At 57.2% G+C, this 19,440-nt stretch carries 14 protein-coding genes; 8 read left to right on the forward strand and 6 right to left on the reverse strand.

Annotated features, from left to right (window positions below; all coding sequences use genetic code 11):
- The first annotated feature begins 203 nt into the window (after nucleotides 1–203).
- The 3 genes from zwf to NLU14_RS02995 are packed head-to-tail and all read left to right on the forward strand — an operon-like array spanning nucleotide 204 to nucleotide 3,070.
- Nucleotides 204–1,679 carry a glucose-6-phosphate dehydrogenase gene (zwf, locus tag NLU14_RS02985; RefSeq protein ID WP_275704668.1) on the forward strand — a complete coding sequence of 492 codons (1,476 nt, stop codon included), beginning with the start codon at nucleotides 204–206 and terminating at the stop codon, nucleotides 1,677–1,679.
- Nucleotides 1,666–2,385 (forward strand): 6-phosphogluconolactonase, encoded by a 720-nt coding sequence (pgl, locus tag NLU14_RS02990; protein ID WP_338040777.1) that lies wholly within the window; start codon nucleotides 1,666–1,668, stop codon nucleotides 2,383–2,385. Before zwf ends, pgl begins: the two co-directional genes overlap by 14 nt.
- Nucleotides 2,386–2,422: 37 nt before the next feature.
- Nucleotides 2,423–3,070, forward strand: a complete 648-nt coding sequence (locus tag NLU14_RS02995) for a bifunctional 4-hydroxy-2-oxoglutarate aldolase/2-dehydro-3-deoxy-phosphogluconate aldolase (protein WP_275704669.1) — start codon at nucleotides 2,423–2,425, stop codon at nucleotides 3,068–3,070.
- A gap of 562 nt (nucleotides 3,071–3,632) precedes the next feature.
- On the opposite strand, the gene pyk is transcribed toward NLU14_RS02995, so the two are convergent.
- Complete coding sequence (pyk, locus tag NLU14_RS03000; protein ID WP_275704670.1) at nucleotides 3,633–5,081, reverse strand: pyruvate kinase; 1,449 nt, start codon at nucleotides 5,079–5,081, stop codon at nucleotides 3,633–3,635.
- Nucleotides 5,082–5,154: 73 nt separating this feature from the next.
- Nucleotides 5,155–6,162, reverse strand: coding sequence for a type I glyceraldehyde-3-phosphate dehydrogenase (gene gap, locus NLU14_RS03005; RefSeq protein ID WP_275704671.1), 1,008 nt, complete (start codon nucleotides 6,160–6,162; stop codon nucleotides 5,155–5,157).
- Between the two features lie 170 nt (nucleotides 6,163–6,332).
- Between gap and edd the strand changes: the two genes are divergently transcribed.
- Genes edd through NLU14_RS03020 form a run of 3 tightly spaced genes read left to right on the forward strand, consistent with a single transcriptional unit; the run spans nucleotide 6,333 to nucleotide 9,736 of the window.
- Complete coding sequence (gene edd / locus NLU14_RS03010) at nucleotides 6,333–8,153, forward strand: phosphogluconate dehydratase (RefSeq protein WP_275704672.1); 1,821 nt, start codon at nucleotides 6,333–6,335, stop codon at nucleotides 8,151–8,153.
- The gene (locus NLU14_RS03015; RefSeq protein WP_275704673.1) at nucleotides 8,150–9,115 is read left to right on the forward strand and encodes a glucokinase; all 966 of its coding nucleotides are present in this window, start codon (nucleotides 8,150–8,152) and stop codon (nucleotides 9,113–9,115) included. The genes edd and NLU14_RS03015 overlap by 4 nt, the downstream gene beginning before the upstream one ends.
- 9 nt (nucleotides 9,116–9,124) lie before the next feature.
- Complete coding sequence (locus NLU14_RS03020; protein WP_275704674.1) at nucleotides 9,125–9,736, forward strand: uracil-DNA glycosylase family protein; 612 nt, start codon at nucleotides 9,125–9,127, stop codon at nucleotides 9,734–9,736.
- Here NLU14_RS03020 and NLU14_RS03025 read toward each other — a convergent pair.
- Nucleotides 9,711–11,465, reverse strand: coding sequence for an ABC transporter substrate-binding protein (locus NLU14_RS03025; RefSeq protein WP_420845018.1), 1,755 nt, complete (start codon nucleotides 11,463–11,465; stop codon nucleotides 9,711–9,713). The two genes, NLU14_RS03020 and NLU14_RS03025, sit on opposite strands and share 26 nt — an antisense overlap.
- A gap of 387 nt (nucleotides 11,466–11,852) precedes the next feature.
- On the opposite strand from NLU14_RS03025, the gene NLU14_RS03030 reads away from it, so the two are divergent.
- Complete coding sequence (locus tag NLU14_RS03030) at nucleotides 11,853–12,971, forward strand: porin (protein ID WP_275704675.1); 1,119 nt, start codon at nucleotides 11,853–11,855, stop codon at nucleotides 12,969–12,971.
- Nucleotides 12,972–13,150: 179 nt separating this feature from the next.
- Here the strand turns inward: NLU14_RS03030 and glpD are convergent, their stop codons facing one another.
- Together glpD and NLU14_RS03040 are read right to left on the reverse strand one after the other, a co-directional pair.
- Complete coding sequence (gene glpD / locus NLU14_RS03035) at nucleotides 13,151–14,680, reverse strand: glycerol-3-phosphate dehydrogenase (protein WP_275704676.1); 1,530 nt, start codon at nucleotides 14,678–14,680, stop codon at nucleotides 13,151–13,153.
- Nucleotides 14,681–14,882: 202 nt separating this feature from the next.
- Nucleotides 14,883–15,641, reverse strand: coding sequence for a DeoR/GlpR family transcriptional regulator (locus tag NLU14_RS03040; protein WP_275704677.1), 759 nt, complete (start codon nucleotides 15,639–15,641; stop codon nucleotides 14,883–14,885).
- Nucleotides 15,642–15,846: 205 nt separating this feature from the next.
- Here NLU14_RS03040 and glpK point away from each other — a divergent pair, with 205 nt between their 5' ends.
- Entirely contained in the window at nucleotides 15,847–17,319 is a 1,473-nt protein-coding gene (gene glpK / locus NLU14_RS03045; RefSeq protein ID WP_275704678.1) for a glycerol kinase GlpK, read from the forward strand.
- Here the strand turns inward: glpK and NLU14_RS03050 are convergent, their stop codons facing one another.
- Nucleotides 17,320–19,218: a sigma-54-dependent Fis family transcriptional regulator gene (locus NLU14_RS03050; RefSeq protein ID WP_275704679.1), complete on the reverse strand. Its 1,899-nt coding sequence runs from the start codon at nucleotides 19,216–19,218 to the stop codon at nucleotides 17,320–17,322.
- Between the last annotated feature and the right edge of the window lie 222 nt (nucleotides 19,219–19,440).

The following is a 19,440-nucleotide window of genomic DNA, read 5'->3' on the forward strand; positions in this document are numbered from 1 at the left end:
CTGAATCATTGGCGTTCTTATGAAAATTCGCGCTGATTATAGCGTGTTTTCAGGGGTTTTGTGGTAGTAAAAGTGTCATTATTTGGAAAATATCCTTGGAAAATTTCATTTCAGATGTCATTATTTGCATAAAATTACTACATTGACGCCTCGAGTCGTGCAGGCAGTGCAACACTGCACGAAAACAAAGAGAGAAGGAACCGATGGCCGATCCGATAAATACCCGCTGTGACCTGATGATGTTTGGAGCGCTTGGCGACCTGGCGCAACGCAAACTGTTTCCCGCACTGTATCAACTGGAGCGCGCCGGGCTGCTCCATAAGCGTAGTCGTATTCTGGCGATAGCGAGAAACAAAGCCGAAACCGGCGAGGTTCGCAGGATTCTTCTCGACAAACTGAAAGAACACGTGAAGAAGGACGAGTTTGACGCTGGCGTGGCTGATCGGTTCCTGCAGCGCGTCGATTACCAGTTCCTGGACTTCACCAACCCGGACGGCTACGGCGCCCTCAATGACTGGCGCAGCACCGAACCCAGCAACCTGATCGTTTACATGGCCACACCACCGGCCATGTACGGTGAAATTTCACGCAACCTCAGGAGCAACAATTGTTGCGACCAGAATACACGGGTGGTGGCTGAAAAGCCGATCGGCCACGACCTGGAATCCTCCAAGGTCATTAATGATGAACTGGGCGAAGTCTACAACGAGGACCAGTTGTTCCGTATCGACCACTACCTGGGTAAGGAAACGGTCCAGAACCTGATTGCCCTGCGGTTTGCCAATAACCTGTTTGCCTCCCAGTGGGACCAGAACCACATTTCCCACGTCGAGATTTCCGTGGCTGAAAGCGTGGGAATCGAAGGCCGCTGGGGCTATTTCGACAAGGCCGGCCAGGTGCGTGACATGGTGCAGAACCACCTGCTCCAATTGTTGTGCCTGATCGCCATGGACCCACCTTCGGACCTGTCGGCAGACAGCATCCGGAATGAAAAGGTCAAGGTGCTCAAGGCATTGCGCAGGATCACGCCGGACATGATGGACACTCACGTCGTCCGTGGGCAGTACACCGCAGGCACCAGTGCGGGCAAGCCCGTTCCCGGATATCTGGAAGAAGAGGGCGCCGCCCGGGGCAGCAAGACCGAAACCTTTGTAGCCCTGAAAGCCGAGATCGACAACTGGCGCTGGTCCGGTGTGCCGTTCTACATCCGTACCGGCAAGCGCCTGCCGGAGAAGCTCTCCCAGATCATCATTCATTTCAAGCCGGCACCGCACTACATCTTCGATCCGGACCAGAAGCACCTGGCCAACAACAAGCTGATTATCCGTTTGCAGCCGGACGAGGGCATGTCCCTGCAGATCCTGACCAAGGATCAGGGCCTGGACAAGGGCATGCGCCTGCGCCAGGGCCCGCTGGAGCTGACCTTTTCCGAAACCTTCGAAACCGACCGCATCCCCGACGCTTATGAGCGTCTGCTCTGGGAGGTAATGAAGGGCAACCAGTACCTGTTCGTGCGCCGCGATGAAGTGGAGCACGCCTGGCAATGGGTCGACCAGATCATGCGCAACTGGGACGACAGTGGCGTGCCGCCAAAGCGATACGCCGCAGGCACCTGGGGCCCGGTTGCCTCCATCGCCATGATCACCCGGGACGGAAGGAGCTGGTATGAAGATGCATGATCTCGGCCTGCCAGAGGCAGTGGACACTCACTTTTTCGACACCCCTGACGATGCTGCGGTGGCGCTTGCGGATGCCGTGGCCAGACATCTCTCCGAGCGGCTACTGATCGCGCCCCGCGCCAGCCTGGTGGTTTCCGGTGGCTCCACACCGCTGCCGTTTTTCGAGGCTTTGCGGGAAAAGCCCCTGGACTGGGCGCGGATCGATGTATTGCTGGCGGATGAACGCTGGGTGCCGGAAGACGACAAGGACAGCAATACCCGTCTGGTCCGGGAAAACCTGCTGCAGGGCCCCGCCTCGGAAGCGAGGTACCTGTCCCTCAAGCAGCCCGGCGACACCCCGGCTGAAGGCTTGGCAGCGGTGGAATCGGCCCTTAACGATCTCCACTTGCCGCTGGACGTGCTGATCCTGGGCATGGGCAACGATGGCCACACTGCGTCACTGTTTCCGGATGCGCCCGAACTGGACGAGGCCCTGGATACGGATTCGGCGGCCATCGTGGTGCCGATGACACCGGCTTCCCAGCCCCAGAAACGCATTACGCTGACGCTGCGTGCCCTGAACCAGGCCGGTTTCACGGCGCTGCACCTGAAAGGCGATGACAAGCTGAAAACCCTGCAGACTGCCTGCAGCGACATCGGGAAGGTATGGGACATGCCCGTTCGCGCTTTCCTGAAACCGGGCCTGCAGGTTTATTGGAGCGCCTGAGGCCGATCGCCAAAGATTTGTTTTACCGGAGAAGATTATGAGCCAACTGTCTGACTTTCACCGCGAGCGCGTCCGGTCGGTGCTGAGCGCCTCGCCGCTTATTCCAGTGATCACCATCAACCACCCGGACCAGGCGCTGCCATTGTGCCAGGCGCTGGTCGACGGTGGTATTCGCGTTCTGGAAATCACCTTGCGCACTCCCCACGGCCTGAAGGCCATTGAGCAAGTAAGAAAAGCGATCCCGGATGCCTGGGTAGGGGCGGGTACGGTGACCAGCATTGCCCAGTACCGCCAGGTGGAAGCCGCAGGCGCCCAATTTGTGATTACCCCGGGCGTCACCGAGGCCATCCTGGAATTCGGCGTCACCTCCGAGGCCCCACTGCTTCCGGGGGTTTCGACGATTTCAGAGCTGATGGTGGGCTACAACCTGGGCTACCGGGAATTCAAGTTCTTCCCGGCGGAAGTCGCTGGCGGCATCCCGGCCCTGAAGGCCTTCTCCGGCCCCTTTCCGGACGTCACCTTCTGCCCGACCGGCGGGATCCGTCGCAACACCGCCAAGGACTACCTGGCCCTTGATAACGTCTCGGCCGTTGGTGGTACCTGGTTGACGCCGGGTGATTCGGTTGAGTCCGGAGACTGGGGGCAGATTTCGGAGATTGCTCGGGGGAGTCTTGCTGACCTGTGAGTTCTGTTCTCGGTCTGTAGCCTGAGATATTGGGGCATTCGCGGTTGGTGATAGGGCCGTTCGGGAAACGCTACGAGCACATCCCTGTGCGCTTGGAATTGGCCATCCTTGGCCAATTACATTCCCGAACGGCCCTATCACCAACCGCTTGTTCTGGCTCCGAAGATAACGCTTGGGTGCTTCACCCCCAAAACGTAGGTCGGATTAGCGAAGCGTAATCCGACAAAATGGCAGCGACACGAAGCACAACGTCGGATTACGCTTCGCTAATCCGACCTACAAAAACGGTGCTATCTGGCGATATCCAGTAGGTTCAGACAGAGGCTGCGGGGCGGGGCTTCCCAAAATGTAATTGGCCAAGGATGGCCAATTCCAAGCGCACATGGGTGAGGCCGAGCGCTTATGAAGCGAAGCTTCATGCGACAGCCGAACGACAGCAATCTGTGATTGCTGGCTGGACCCCGCAGGGGTGCTTGTAGCGGTTTTGGGAAGCCCCGCCCCGCAGCCTCTCAGCACCAAACCAGAAGGCTACAAGGGAAGGCACCTCCCAATTAAGAGGAAATCAGCGAATATCCGCCCCAACACGAACAATCTTCATGGTGTTCGTACCACCCTGGGCATTCACATAATCGCCCTTGGTGATAACAACCAGATCCCCCTCCTTGACGACACCCATCCGAACCAGCTCAGACACCGCCCGGGCATTCGTCTGCTCATTCGGAATCGTTGCCGAATCAAAGGGCACCGTCTGCACACCACGGAACATCGTTACGCGATGCTGAGTGGAATGGTGGCGGGAAAACGCAAAAATCGGCAGGCTCGATTTGATGCGGGACATCAGCAGGGGAGTGGCGCCGGTTTCTGTCATACAGATGATCGACGTTATACCGTCCAGGTGATTGGCTGCATACATCGCCGACAGCGCAATCGCCTCGTCCACATGCTCCATGCTCTCGTGGATTCGGTGTTTTGACTGGTGCATCGACGGCTGCTTCTCTGCACCAATGCAGATACGCACCATCGCTTCAACCGCTTCCTTCGGATAATCACCAACGGCCGTTTCCGCGGACAGCATCACCGCGTCGGTGTAATCCATGACGGCGTTGGCCACATCGGAAACTTCCGCCCGTGTAGGCATCGGATTTTCGATCATCGATTCCATCATCTGGGTGGCGGTAATGACCACCGTGTTGAGGGCGCGCGCGCGGTTGATGATGTGCTTCTGTACACCCACCAACTCTGCGTCACCAATCTCAACCGCCAGGTCGCCCCGAGCCACCATAACGGCGTCGGAGGCGTCAATAACCGCGTCCAGGGCGGTGTTGTCGTGGGCCAGTTCGGCGCGCTCGATCTTGGCGACCAGGCGGGCTTCGGAGCCGGCTTCTTTCAGCAGGCGGCGGGCCACGTGCATGTCTTCGGCGGTGCGTACGAACGATACCGCGACATAGTCGGCACCCAGGCGGGCGGCGGTTTTGATGTCCTGTTTGTCTTTCTCGGTCAGCGCTTCGGCAGACAGGCCGCCGCCGCGCTTGTTCAGGCCCTTGTTGTTGGACAGGGGGCCGCCGATAAGAACACGGGAGGAGATGCTGGTGCCGTCAACGGACTCCACTTCCATCTCGATTCGACCGTCGTCCAATACCAGGATGTCGCCCGGTTTGACGTCTTCGATCAGTTGCTCGTAATCAATGCCGACACGTTCCTCATTGCCACCTTCCTTGTCCATGCTGGCGTCCAGGATGAACTGCTGGCCGGCCTTGAGGGTGACCTTGTTTTCGGAGAAGCGGGCGATTCGCAGTTTCGGGCCCTGGAGGTCTGCCAGGAGTGCGACAAAGCGACCGTTTGCGGCGGCGCATTCCCGCACCCGGCGGGCGCGTTCCATATGATCTTCAGCACTGCCATGTGAAAAGTTCAGCCGGGTCACATCCACGCCGGCGGCGATGATGGCCGACAGTGATTCCGGTGAGTCGGTGGCGGGGCCGAGTGTGGCGACGATCTTGGTGCGCCTTAGCATGGTTCCTGTTTCCTTTTGTTTTCCAGTGAAGCTTTCCGGGTGTATACCGTGACAGAGCCGCAGGCGGCCAGGGTTACTGGCTCGCCTTTTTCATCAGTGCCACGGCGTTGTCGAGCATCCGGTTGGAGAAGCCCCATTCATTGTCGTACCAGGCCATGACTTTTGCATGACGGCCCATGGCCCGTGTGTGGTTGGCGTCGAAAATGCTGGACAGGGCGTTGTGGTTGAAATCCACACTGACCAGCTTTTCCTCGTTGTAGCCCAGCACCGGGCTGTTCTTCGCAGCGGCCCTGACGGCTTCGTTGATTTCCTCTACCGTGGTGTCGCGGCTGGCAATAAAGCCGAAATCCACCAGGGACACGTTAATAGTAGGAACCCGCACGGCCAGTCCGTCAAGTTTTCCGGACAGTTCCGGGATGACCTTGCCAATGGCGGCGGCAGCGCCGGTCTTGGTGGGAATCATGGACTGGGTGGCCGAGCGTGCGCGATACAGATCGGAGTGATAGACGTCGCTCAGTTTCTGGTCATTGGTGTAGGAGTGGATGGTGGTCATCAGCCCGCTCTCAATGCCAATGGTCTTGTGCAGTGCTTCAACCACCGGGGCCAGGCAGTTGGTGGTGCAGGAGGCGTTGGAGATGATGTCGTGCTCCGAGGTCAATATGTTGTCGTTGACACCGTATACCACCATGGCGTCCGCATCCGGCGAGGGTGCCGAGATGATGACCTTGCGTGCGCCCGCCTTCAGGTGGCCCTCGGCCTTGTCGCGGGAGGTGAACAGGCCCGTGCACTCGAACACCACATCCACGTGATAGTCTTTCCAGGGTAGTTCTTCCGGATTACGGATAGCGGTGATGGCAATGCGGTCGCCGTTGACCGAGAGGGACTCGGCATCGTGGTTTACAATGCCACTGAAGCGGCCATGCACACTGTCGTACTTGAGCAGATGGGCGTTGGTCTCGGCATCTCCCAGGTCGTTGATGGCGACAACCTGAAGCTGGTTGCGGTAGTCATTTTCGTAAAGTGCGCGGAGAACATTGCGGCCAATGCGTCCGAAGCCGTTTATTGCGATGCGAATAGTCATGTTCTGGCTCCATATTTGGTTGTTTATTGTTCGTTTCGGTTGTTGATGTAGTAAATATAACAACAAAAATTGGAAAAATGAATGATTGGCGGGTGAAAGAGGTAAAAAAAGTAAGTAAACTTACGGGAATTAAAAAAGCAACTAAATAACGAATTTTCAGGAGACCCACTATGCACCCGACCGTAGACGCGGTTACCCGGCGGATTATCGAGCGCAGTCGCGACACCCGTCAGGATTACCTGGAGCGGATGGAGGCGCTGAAGGCGCAATCGCCGCACCGTAGCAGCCTTTCCTGCGGTAACCTGGCTCACGGGTTTGCTGCCTGTAACCAGTCGGACAAAGACACCCTAAAATTCATGAACAAGGCCAACGTGGCCATTGTTTCCGCCTACAACGACATGCTGTCGGCCCATCAGCCCTACCAGGACTTCCCGGACGTGATCCGCAAGGCCGCCAACGGCATGGGGTCAGTGGCGCAGTTTGCCGGTGGAACCCCCGCCATGTGCGATGGTGTAACCCAGGGCCAGCCCGGGATGGAGTTGAGCCTGTTCTCCCGTGACACCATCGCCATGAGCACGTCGGTGGCGCTCAGTCACAATATGTTCGATGCCACATTATTGCTGGGTATCTGTGACAAGATAGTGCCCGGCCTGCTGATCGGATCCCTCAGTTTTGGTTACCTGCCAACAGTGCTGGTACCGGCGGGGCCGATGCCTTCCGGGCTGCCAAACAAAGAGAAGCAGCGTATCCGGCAGTTGTACGCCGAGGGCAAGATCGGCAAGGACGAGTTGCTCGAGGCTGAGTCGCAGTCCTATCACAGCCCGGGTACCTGTACTTTCTACGGCACTGCCAACAGCAACCAGCTTCTGGTGGAAGTGATGGGGCTGCACCTGCCGGGCGCGGCGTTCGTAAACCCGGGCACGCCATTGCGGGAGGAACTGACCCGTGCCGCGACCGAGCAGGTCATACGCCTGTCCAAGCCCCACGGTGGGTCGCTGGGCCTGGGTGACATGGTGGACGAGAAGAGTATCGTCAATGCGCTGGTGGCGCTGCTGGTGACCGGCGGTTCGACCAACCACACCATTCACTGGATCGCCATTGCGCGGGCGGCCGGCATTATTATTGACTGGAACGACTATTCCGAGCTGTCGTCGGTCGTGCCCTCCATGACCCGCATCTATCCCAACGGCCAGGAAGACGTGAATGCCTTCCATGAAGCCGGCGGCACACCTTTCCTGATCCGGGAACTGCTCAACGCCGGCCTGATTCACAACGACGTCGAAACGGTAATGGGGCACGGTCTTGAGCGCTACACCCAGATGCCTGAAATGGATGGCGACAAGCTTGTCTGGAAGCCGGCACCCGAACAGAGTGCGAAACCGGATGTGCTCAGCACCGCCACGGAACCTTTCGCGCCCGATGGTGGCCTGCGGGTACTGGACGGCAATCTTGGCCGTGGCGTGATCAAGGTTTCGGCGGTTGCTGAAGAGCACCGCGTTGTTAAGGCGCCGGCCGTTGTTTTCAACGACCAGAACGAACTCAAGGCCGCTTTTGAAGGGGGTGACCTGGATCGGGACTGTGTGGTTGTGGTCCGCTTCCAGGGCCCGAAAGCCAATGGCATGCCGGAGTTGCACAAGCTGACTCCCTATCTTGGCGTGCTGCAGGACCGTGGCTTCAAGGTTGCGCTGGTCACCGATGGCCGCATGTCCGGCGCCTCCGGGAAAGTGCCGGCTGCCATACATGTGTATCCGGAAGCCGCAAACGGTGGTCCGCTGTGCCGTGTCAGGAATGGCGACGTGATCAACCTCGACGCGGTGTCAGGGAAGCTGGAAATTGAAGTGTCAGCCGAAGAGTTTGCCGGCCGGGACGCAGAAAAAGCAGACCTGAGCAGTTATCATCATGGTCTGGGCCGGGAACTGTTCGGCTGGATGCGCAAAGCCGCCAGCACCCCGGAAGAAGGCGCCAGCTTTTTCTGGAATCACGACGCATGACCACAAGCAACTACTCACTGGTAGGGGACATCGGGGGTACCAACGCCAGGTTCGCGCTCGTACGCTCCGGTGAGGTAACACCTGAAGCTGTCGAGGTTCTGGCCTGCAGCGACTACGACAACCTGGATTCGGCCATCGTTGACTACCTCAACCGCTCCGGCGTTGAAGAGGTTCAGGACGTGTGCCTTGCGGTGGCATCGCCGGTGCACGGTACACAGGTGCGGATGACCAACAACCACTGGCGATTTGACAGTGAGGAAGTTCGCAGGCGGTTTGGCTGGGGCGCGTTCAAGGTTATCAATGACTTTACCGCCATGGCCCTGGGGGTTCCCCACGTCAGTGCCGACAAGCTGATCCATGTGTGTGGTGGGCCGGGGGATGCCCGTCGCCCGAGATTGGTGATAGGCCCGGGTACGGGCCTGGGTGTGTCCGGCCTGGTGCCGTTGCAGCATGGCTGGGTGCCGCTGATGACCGAGGGCGGTCATGTGGATTTTGCCCCCACCGACGACACGGAAATGGCCGTTCTGAGGATACTCAAGGCCCGCTTCGGCCGTGTGTCCGTGGAGCGTATCCTGTGTGGCCAGGGGTTGCTGAACCTTTACCAGGCTCATGCCGAGATACAGGGTGTGGCTGCCCCCCTGGATGCACCGGAGAAGATAACCGCTGCTGCGTTGGACCATTCCGACCCGCTTGCGCGCCAGACCCTGCGACATTTCTGTGAAATTCTGGGCCGTGTTGCCGGAAACGGGGTGTTGACCCTGGGGGGCACCGGCGGGGTTTACCTCTGTGGAGGCATCCTCCCGCGATTCATCGATTTCTTCCTGGAAAGCCCGTTCCAGAAAGGTTTCGAGGACAAGGGCCGGATGCGGCCACTGCTGGAATCCACGCCGGTCTATGTGGTTATGGAAGGTTACACCGGCCTGCTCGGGGCGGCTGAAGCGTTGGCCAACCCGGAAGTCTAGGAGGCGCTAATGACCAGTAGCTATTCCCGGATGCCATTTGATGAGTTGGTGGCGTGGGTCCGTCAATGCCGGATCTGCGAGGCGCACCTGCCCCTTGGGCCGCGCCCGGTGATTCAGATTTCCCAATCCGCTCGCATACTGGTGGTGGGGCAGGCGCCCGGTCGACGTGTGCACGACACCGGCCTGCCGTTCAACGACCCCAGCGGTGATCGACTGCGGAACTGGATGGGGATAGACCGGGATACCTTCTACGATGAGCGGAAGCTGGCGATCCTGCCGATGGGATTCTGTTATCCCGGCACCGGTAAATCGGGCGACCTTCCTCCGCGCCCGGAATGCGCGCCGGCATGGCGCGACCTGTTGCTGGAGCGGCTGGAGCAAGTTGAGCTCACCCTGGTCATTGGCCAGTATGCCCATGCCTGGCATTTACCCGGGCCGAAAGCCTCGGTTACCGAGCGGGTGAAGCGTTGGCGGGAGGTGTGGCCCGCCATGTTGCCACTGCCACACCCCAGCCCAAGGAACAATCTATGGTTACGGCGCAACCCCTGGTTCGAAGAAGACGTGATTCCCGAGCTGCAGCATCGGGTAAAGGAACTTATCGGGCCTCCTCCCAGCGCGTAAGCAGGTCTTCATAACGAATGGTTTTGCCGGGCGGTTTTTCGTTCTGCAGTTCTGGCTTCGGCGCTCCGGGCTGAGCCAACCACCACTCGCGGCCTTTGGCTTCACTGTCTGAGGCAATACGAGGGCCGCAGTTGTTCACAGAAAAATTCCGCTCCATAACAGCCATTGCCCTGTCCTGACTTTCCGCCAGTTTGTCCATCGCCTGCTGCGCTGTGCGCTCCCCGGACATGGCATCGGCAATGTTCGGCCACCATAGCTTTGCCAGCTTCGGGTAGTCAGCGATGTTCACGCCGGTTGGCGTCCAGGCCTGCCGTGCAGGGCTGCGATAGAATTCGACGAGCCCGCCCAGTTCCGCGCTTTTCTCCTGCATTTCCGGTGAGTTCAGGTCGGATTCGCGGATGGGGGTCAGGCCTACAAGGGTTTTCTGAAGCGACACGGATTTGGAAACCGTGAACTGGGCATAAAGCCAGGCCGCCTTCTGCCGGCGCTCGCCCATTACCCGTGGAATGGTCCAGGCTCCCACGTCCTGATAGCCCAGCTTCATGCCTTCAGACCAGTAGGCGCCATAAGGAGAGGGGGCCATTCGCCACTTCGGCGTGCCGTCTTCATTGACCACAGGCAGCCCCGGTTTGGTCATGTCAGAGGTGAATGCGGTATACCAGAAGATCTGCTGGGCTATCTGCCCTTTTGCCGGAACGGGGCCGGCCTCCGAGAAGTTCATGCCAGGCGCTTCAGGTGGTGCGTAGTTTTTCAGCCAGTCTATGTACTTCTGCAGTGCGTAGACAGCCGCAGGGCCGTTAGTCGCGCCACCCCTTTCCACGGACGAGCCCACTGGGTGGCACTCCTCCATCCGAATGCCCCATTCATCCACCGGCAGGCCATTGGGGAGCCCCGGGTCACCGGCGCCCGCCATCGACAGCCAGGCGTCTGTGAAGCGCCAGCCCAGCGACGGATCACGCTTACCATAATCCATATGGCCGTAGACGCGCTCTCCATCGATTTGTTTTACATGTACGGTGAAAAACTCCGCGATGTCTTCGTAGGCTGACCAGTTCAAAGGAACACCAAGTTCATAGCCGTAGCGTTCGAGGAACTTTGCACGCAATTCAGGGCGCTGGAACCAGTCGTGTCGGAACCAGTAAAGATTCGCAAACTGCTGGTCCGGCAATTGGTAGATCTTTCCGTCCGGGCCGGTGACGAAGCTCAGCCCGATAAAGTCACCCAGATCCAGGGTAGGGAGGGTAAATGCCTTTCCCTCGCCCTTCATGTAATCGCTCAGTGCCAGCGCCCAGCCGGTGCGGGAGTGAGTGCCAATCAGGTCTGAATCGTTGACGAAGGCATCGTATCGACCTTTCGCAGCCATGATGCGCTGCAGGTTGACCTGCCGGATAACCTCGCCCTCCGGTTTGAGGTCGTGGGTCACCTTAATGCCGGTTATGTCAGAGAACGCCTGTGCAAGAATCTCGGATTCATAGCGATGTGTAGCCAGGTTCTCCGAGAGTACTGAAATCTCGAGGCCCTCAAAAGGTTTTGCCGCACTGGCAAACCATGCCAGCTCTTCCGCCTGTTCTTCAGGCGACAGGGTAGAGGCCTGAAAGTGCTCCGAGATCCATCGTTTGATGATCTGTTGGCGTTCATCCGGTAGCGCATTGAAAGTGTCGGATCCGTGACTGACAGCGTTGAAAAAAAGCAGCGTGGAAGTTGCAACGACAACCGGCCAATTCTTCATGTGACACCTTTTTTGTTGTTTGTTTACCTACATTAAAGAGACTAATGTTCGCTTGATGGTTCGTCAACGAAAATTTATGACAAGTTCTGTAACGTTGTTTTTAGGATATAAAACAATAAGGTAAGTGATTGCCTCCTCGCTGGCCTGAAAAATTCGGTAATAAAACCGAAAAAAATATGTTCTAAAACTTTCCATTTTTTCTCTCTCGCGCTAAATTTGTTGTGTCTCGAAAACAAAATCGGTCTCTGACCGAAATAAATGTTCGAGATGGAATAGTCCATCATTCCGAAGAAACGCCGTAAGAGACTGAAAAACGGTGTGATTCGGCTGCCAACGAGAGACAGACCGGATGGACCAGAAAATCTCAAACAATAATAGGAAGCTATCATGATCGAAAACAACAACCGCTCGAATGCTAAATCTTTCAAGCTGTCTGCGCTGGCGGTCGGCGTTGCAGTCGTTGTCGGCGCCTTTGCTGCCCCGGCCGCGGCTGAAACGACTTTTGAATCCGACAATGGCTGGAAAGCAGGGTTTAATGGCCACATTCCGATTTTCGCGGTGCTGGGCAACTACGACGATCCGACGGATGAGGACTCGTTCACCATCACCACCGGCTTCAACCCCGCCACTCTGCAAACCAATATCTATGCCCCCACTCAGAATGGCCTGGAAGTGTCCGGCCACTTTCAGATGAATGCCGACATCGCGCCAGGAGATGCCAATGCAAATTTCCGTAGCCGGGTTTCTGAAATCGCGGTTGCTGGTGACTTTGGCAAAGTGAATATCGGTAAGGGTTTCGGCATCTTCGGTGTCCCGGCTATCGGTGACAACGGCAGCGCCCTGGGTGTTGGCCTGATTGGAGGCCCCGACCAGGTGGCGGCAACGGCCGGCCGTATCGGTAACGGTTACTTCTACGCGAACTTCACGCCGCGCGTGATGTACACCTCCAACAACCTGGGCGGTCTGCAGTTCAAAGTCGGTGTATTCAGCCCATCAAAGGTTGATGGTGTGGCAGATGCTGAGTACACCACCCCGCGTATTGAAGGTAACGTGGTCTATACCGCGGATATGTTCTCGCTGTGGTCCAGTGCTTTCACGCAAGACGTGGATTCGAAAACAGGTACGTTTGACGACTACACCATGTCAGGTATTGATTTTGGTGGTTCGGTTTCCCTCGGTGACCTGAACGTTCGGGGCAACTACTCCATGACGTCTGGTACGGGGAACGGTGTATTTGCCGCACGCCTGGATCCGAACGAAGAGGACGCCAGCCAGTGGTACGTGGAGACCACCTACAAGATCAACCGCACAACGTTGGGTGCCAGCTATGGCGAGGGTGAGGATGACATCAACTCGAGCGCTAACGACACAGATCTGACGATGATCTTTGCCCGTTACGCTGCAACGGATGCTCTGACCCTGATGGCCGAGTACACCACTCTGGGCACAGAGGGTGGCCAGGGCGAATACGATGCCTTCATCGTAGGCTCACAGCTTACTTTCTAAGGGGGATTGATACCTTCCTCCTTCGCAGGAGGAGGGATTCAGCCAACCAAAAAGCCGGGCGTCGAAAGACTCCCGGCTTTTTTGTATTGAAGCCTGGCCAGCTACAGGAATTTCAGGTCACACCCATAAAAAAGCTCCGGGCGGTAAAACCGGCCGGAGCAAATGCCTGAGAGAGTGGTTCAGGCGCTGTGGTGGAGAGCAACAGTCTGAGGTTGCGGGGTTGCCTGAGCAGACAGATACTTGTCCAGCTCGAGGACATCCTGTTCAGTGGCATAAAGCCCCTGTTTGGTGCGGCGCCAGAGTATGTCTTCTGACGTCATCGCCCACTCGTGCTTGATGAGGTATTCCACTTCCCGTTCATAGAGGGTACCGGCAAAGCGGTAGCCAAGATCCTGGACGGATTTTGCGTGGTCCAGGATGTCGTAGGCGTTGGTTCCATAGGTGCGCACGTATCGGCTGCACACTGCCTCGGGCAGCCAAGGAAATTTCTCCGACAGAAGGGCCTCCAGGGTGTCGTGATTTTCGAAGTCACCGCCTGGCAGGATGCCGGTTTTTGTCCAGCGGCCACTGGCGTGGGGAAAGAACTGGCACAGTTTGTCCGTGGCGGCTTCCGCAAGCTTACGATAGGTGGTGATTTTGCCTCCGAATACGGAAATAACCGGTGCCTTGCCCTTTTCCTTGCTGACTTCAAACGAATAATCACGGGAAGCCTTCTTGGCATCACCTTGCTCATCGTCCATTAGTGGACGAACGCCAGAATAGGACCAGACCACGTCGCTCTCTGTCAGTTGCCGTTTGAAGTGCGAGTTAACAATATCGAGCAGGTACTCGGTCTCTTCCGGAGAAATCTTCGCCTTCTTCGGGTCGCCCTCGTAATCCACATCGGTTGTGCCCACCAGGGAGAACTCGTCCTCGTAGGGAATAACGAACACAATACGTTCGTCTTCGTTCTGCAGAATATAAGCCTCTGTTTCCCGGTTCAGTCGGGGAACCACAATGTGGCTGCCTTTAACCATACGGATGGTCTTCGGCGCCTTCATGGAGAGGCTTTCACTGAACAGGCGGCTTACCCAGGGGCCGGAGGCATTAACAATTACTTTCGCCGACACATGATGGATGCTGTCGTCGTTCATGTCCTGCAGCGATACATTCCATGATTCAGCGCCGCGTTCGGCGTTGATGCATTTGGTCCTGGTAAGGATTGTGGCGCCGCATTCCTGGGCCTTTTTGGCGGTCAGAACAACAAGGCGTGCGTCGTCGACCCAGCCGTCGGAGTACTCGAACCCCTTGGTGATATCAGACTTGAGCGGATCCTTTTCATCGAATTTGATGGAACGTGACCCGGGCAAGACCTCCCGCTTGGCGAGATGGTCGTAAAGAAACAGCCCGGTCCTGATCATCCAGGCAGGGCGAAGGTGAGGGCGGTGCGGCAGTCGGAAACGCATTGGCCACATGATATGGGGGGAATTCCGCAACAGCGACTCCCTCTCTGCCAGGGCTTCCCGTACCAGGCGGAACTCATAGTGTTCCAGGTACCGAAGCCCGCCGTGGATCAGCTTGCTGCTGCTGGAGGATGTAGCTGAGGCGAGGTCATTCATTTCGCAAAGCAGCACCTTAAGGCCGCGGCCTGCGGCATCCATTGCGATCCCTGTACCGTTAACGCCACCGCCCACAACGACAACGTCAAATTTATTGTTCTCCTCGGTCATCTTGTGTCATCTCCTGACGCCAGTGAAAGGACGCTTCCGGCGCTCTTTCCGGTTTTCACACAAACGTATATATCTATTATGCGAAAGCAAAATATATTCGTAAAGGAAAATACAGAAAAAAAACGAAAAAATATGCGCGAATAATTAGGAGGGTGCCCGGGCAGTTTGCCGGGGCGGAGAGAAAATGAGGGGGGGGGCAGTGTCAGACCAGGTGCAGTTCCACGTTGTTTTCACGCAGCAACTGGCGAATTTCGACGGGAGGTGGTTCGTCTGTAAACACATGATCAGCCTGGGCAATACTGCCCAGACGCACCATGGCGTTGCGGCCAAACTTGGAGTGGTCGGCGGCCAGCAACACCTGGCCGGAGTTCTCTATAATGGACTGGGCAACACGAACTTCGCGGTAATCAAAGTCCAGCAGGGAGCCGTCGCTGTGGATGCCGCTGATGCCGATAATGCCGAAGTCCATCTTGAACTGGTTGATGAAGTCCCGGGTGGCCTCGCCCACGATACCGCCATCGCGATTCCGGACTTCTCCGCCGGCGATAATGATATGGAAGTCTTCCTTGGCGGAGAGAATGGAAGCAACGTGCAGATTGTTGGTCACCACCTGGAGGTTGTTTTTTTCCAGCAGTGCCTTGGCGATGGTTTCGGTGGTGGTGCCGATGTTAATGAACATGGAGGAGTTGTCGGGGATCATGTCCACCAGCGCCTCGGCTATGCGCTCTTTGGCTTCCAGGTCCATGATCTTGCGGGCCTGATAGGCGGTGTTGACCGTGCTGGAATCGATACCGGCGCCACCGTGGTGGCGACGAAGCTTCTTCTGCTCAGCCAGCTCGTTCAGATCCCGGCGGATGGTTTGTGGCGTAACCTTGAACTGGTCAACCAGCTGTTCGGTGGTCACGAAGCCGTTCTGCTGGATGAGCTCCATGATCAGATCCTGTCGACGTCGCTGTGCCATTCAACTCCCTCCGGTTCCCGGTTTTTCTGTAACGAACGAAATAGCGATTTCAAACCTGCGTCCAGTTTAGAGTGTTTTACGGCTTTGTGCAGCATTTTTAGGGAGTTGTAGTAGTCGGGCCAGTTTTCGCTCGCAAAAAGGGTTGGCTTTTGTTTTCAAAAAAGTAAAAATACGAAAAAATAAGAACACCCGAGGCAAAACAACTATGACTCAGTACATTCTGTCGATCGACCAGGGGACGACCAGCTCCCGCGCCATTCTCTTTACTCTGGAAGGCAACATACACGCCACAAGCCAACAGGAATTCCCCCAGCATTTTCCGGCCAGCGGCTGGGTTGAGCACGATCCCGAAGATATCTGGCGTACAGTGCAGGAAACCTGTGATGACGTTATGGCTGAAGGCTGTAGCGAAAACGACGAGGTTGTTGCTGTCGGCATAACCAATCAACGCGAGACCACGGTGCTTTGGGATCGGGCTACGGGGCAAGCGGTATACCCGGCCATCGTCTGGCAGGATCGCAGGACAGCCGACTGGTGCGAATCCCTCAAGAAGCAAAGCCTTGAACCATCGGTAAACAACAAGACAGGGCTACTGATTGATCCCTATTTTTCGGCCACGAAAATACGCTGGGTGCTGGACAATGTGCCGGGCGCGCGCGACCGGGCGGAGAAGGGCGAACTGGCGTTTGGTACCATCGACAGCTTCCTGTTATGGCGGCTGACTGGCGGCAAGGTACACAGGACCGATGCCACCAATGCCAGCCGTACCATGCTGTTTAATATTCATACCCAGGAGTGGGATGCGGAACTGCTGGACCTGTTTGGCATCCCCGAGTCCCTGTTGCCGGAAGTGATGGATTCTGCTGCGGACTTTGGCCAGATAGCCGGTAATGGACGGCTGAGCGGCACGTCTGTCATGGGAATAGCCGGAGACCAGCAGGCAGCCCTCTTCGGGCAGACATGTTTCGAGACCGGCATGGCAAAAAGCACTTACGGGACCGGTTGCTTCCTGATGCTGAATACCGGCGACAAGGCGTTGAAGTCAGAGCATCGGCTCCTGACCACCGTGGCCTACCGCCTCAACGGAAAACCGGCCTACGCGCTGGAAGGCAGCATCTTTATTGCAGGTGCGGCCATCCAGTGGTTGCGGGACGGGCTGCAGCTGATCCGGGATGCCTGCGAGACCGAGCCACTTGCTGAGGGTACGCCGGTCGATCATGGGGTCTACCTGGTGCCGGCATTCACCGGGCTCGGTGCCCCCTACTGGGACCCCAATGCCCGTGGCGCTATTTTTGGGCTGACCCGGGATACCGGTATAAAGGAAATTGTGACGGCGGGCCTGCAGTCGGTTTGCTATCAGACCAAGGACCTTCAGAAAGCCATGGAAAAGGATGGGTTGCGGCCCATCACCCTGCGTGTGGATGGCGGCATGGTTGCCAACAACTGGGTATTGCAGTTCCTGGCGGATATTCTTGGGGCGAGGGTCGACAGGCCGGCACTGGTGGAAACCACGGCCCTTGGTGCGGCCTATCTGGCGGGCCTTCAGGCCGGTGTCTACAAGTCCCTTGCTGACCTGAGCAGCATGTGGCGTTGCGACCGAAGCTTCGAACCTAACATGACCAAAGCTCAGCGCGACAAGCTATACGAGGGCTGGAGCACGGCCATCCGAAAGCTCTGATTACCTCACTCCAAGATCCCGAAGACGCTTGTACAGGGTGTTACGGCTGACCGCCAGCTCCCTGGCGGCGCGGGATACGTTCCCCATGCACTGTCGATAGACCACGAGGGTCTGGCTCATTGTGTCCTTGCTGGAGTTGTCGTTGGCCTGGGGCGACTCACTGAAGGAAGAGGCATCGAATACCGGTTTTTGTTCCGCTTCCCTTCGGCCTTCATACTCCGCCAGGAAATCTTCCGGCAAGTGCCATAGCTGCACATCCTCACCGTCTGCAATGGCCACAGCCACGCGGATAATATTTACCAGCTGGCGAATGTTCCCGGGCCAGGGATGGTTTTCCAGTGCCGCTATTACCTCTGGATTGAGGGAGTCTGGCTGGCCGTCATCACGATGCTCCTGGTAGATCCTGCGGATGAGCTCGGCCCTGTCCAATCGCGCCCGCAGTGGCGGTAGTTCGAGGCACAGCCCGTTGATGCGGTAGTAGAGGTCAGCGCGGAATTCACCGCTGTCGATCCGGTCGGAGAGCGGGCGGTTGGTGGCCGAGACCAGCAGAATGTCCACCGGAATGGATTCTGTTGACCCTACCGGCGTGACTTCCCGTTCCTGCAGTACCCGTAGCAGTCGGGACTGGGCGGCAAGCGGCATTTCGCCAATCTCGTCAAGGAACAGGATACCTTTATCGGCTTTCCGTATCAGGCCAAGCGAACCCTGTGCGCGGGCGCCTGTAAATGCGCCGGCCTCATAGCCGAAAAGTTCGGACTCCACGAGTTCCGGGGGAATGGCGGCACAGTTGACCGACACCAGTGGTTGGCCACGCCGCCCGCAGGTTCCGTGCAGTGCCTTGACCATCACTTCCTTGCCAACACCGGTTTCACCGCAGATCAGTATCGGAACGCCCCGTTCCAGAACCTTGCATGCCTGGTCGGCACAGCGACGAACCAGCGGATCTCCATGTTCTATCTCTTCGAGCGAGACGCCGGATCGGGTCGGTTCCGGTGATTTGGAGCGGGGTACCGCCCTTGATGGCTTCGTGACGGCCGGGCTTACTGATACTGGGCGCTTGAGCAGGCCGGACAGTCTTACCCGTTGGGTGGTTGTAAGTTGTATCGGCGTATTGTGCGAGTGGTTCAGTATCAGGTTCCGGTTTTCGATAAACAGTGAGCTCAGGTTACGCCCGGAGAGTGGTTCACCGAGCAATTGGTCGGCTCGCTGGTTGGAGGCGATAACACGTCCGCTCTGGTCAAACGCAATCAGGCCGGACCAGGGGCTGTCGATGTTGTCCGCCGTGGTGTTGAGGGTGAGGATGAAGTGATCTCCCCCCAGTTGCCTGACGATCAGCCTGTTCTCGACAGATTGGGACAGCAAACGGACCATCCCCAGGGTGTGAGCCTGGGGCAGGTAAGCATCGCTGAAAGCGCTAAGCACGCCTACCAGGGTTCTGTCGGTATCGAAAATGGGGGCAGCGGAGCTGATGATGCTGCGGTTCAGCTTGAGAAAATGTTCGTTTCGCTGCACCTGAATCGGTGATCGGGTAGCAATGGACGTACCGATGGCGTTGGTGCCGGCATGGCGCTCATGCCAGCTTGCGCCCGTACTGAACCAGGGGCGCAGATGGCTTTCGGTAATGCGCCGGTCGCCCCAGCCCTTCAATACCTGCGCTTCGGAATCCGTGAGCAGGATCAGGCAGCGGCTGTTGGACATGATGTTGTTGTAGTAGGGCAGTACTTCCGTTTCTGTTGTGCTCAGTAACGCCTCATAGTCCTGCTCAAGCGCGTCACGCTCCTGGTCATCGAGGTTCGCCGGCTCCGGTTCATGGTCGTGATGAAGGCCATAACCGATGCAGCGGTTCCAGGAATCCGCAATGATGGAGCGATACTCCGCCCGTTCCTGTTGTCGTTTCACGCGAGTCCTCCGCGTTTCCGCAGTTTCGTTTTGTTTTTTTGCGACCCTGGGAGCCGTTTGATGTCGCGAATCTGTTCGCGTCGGTGTTCAATAATGTGCTCATTGGTTGTTCAGGTCAATGTTCAAACTGAACAAAAAGTTTGATAACGAACATTTTGGTTTTCAAATAAGAAATTTTGTTCAACTTAAAAATAAATAAAAACAAATGATTAGAAAATTACT

It is taken from the genome of Marinobacter iranensis, assembly GCF_029207565.1.
GTDB lineage: Bacteria > Pseudomonadota > Gammaproteobacteria > Pseudomonadales > Oleiphilaceae > Marinobacter > Marinobacter iranensis.